Origin of the sequence: Pseudomonas sp. 21615526 (assembly GCF_013386245.1) — a bacterium.
Taxonomy (GTDB): Bacteria; Pseudomonadota; Gammaproteobacteria; order Pseudomonadales; family Pseudomonadaceae; genus Aquipseudomonas.
Genome location: NZ_JACAOM010000260.1, coordinates 1 through 391, shown reverse-complemented (window position 1 = coordinate 391; position 391 = coordinate 1). Strand labels below are relative to the sequence as shown.

The following is a 391-nucleotide window of genomic DNA, read 5'->3' as shown; positions in this document are numbered from 1 at the left end:
CCCAAATAACGGATATTCACTCACTCACTTAATCAATCAACCCAGCCCCAACCGCTCATGCCACTCGGCAATCGACTCCTCTGGATACTCCTCAAACTCCAGGTCCCCCGCGCGAACACTCACCTCAACCCACGGCGCCTTCGACCCCAGCATCAAATGCGTATGCTCCGGCGGCACCGGCAACGGCGTATCAATCGCCGAAGCAAACGGATGAATCAACTCCGGCCACTGCGGACTGAACAACCACAACCCCGACCCACACTGCGAACAAAAATGCCGCTCAGCCGTACTCGCATGCGCCCGGCTATCCCCCGGCTCTTTCATCCGCGCGTGATAAATCGAAATCAACTTGCGCCCCCGCACCTTGAGGCTCCTGGCATCCCCCCCAAGG

The 391-nt window shown here is 58.8% G+C and carries 1 protein-coding gene; it reads right to left on the bottom strand.

Annotated features, from left to right (window positions below; translation table 11 throughout):
• Nucleotides 1-36 precede the first annotated feature (36 nt).
• On the bottom strand, nt 37-391 hold a 355-nt coding region (locus HX786_RS31595), incomplete at its 5' end, for a GFA family protein (protein WP_102651186.1).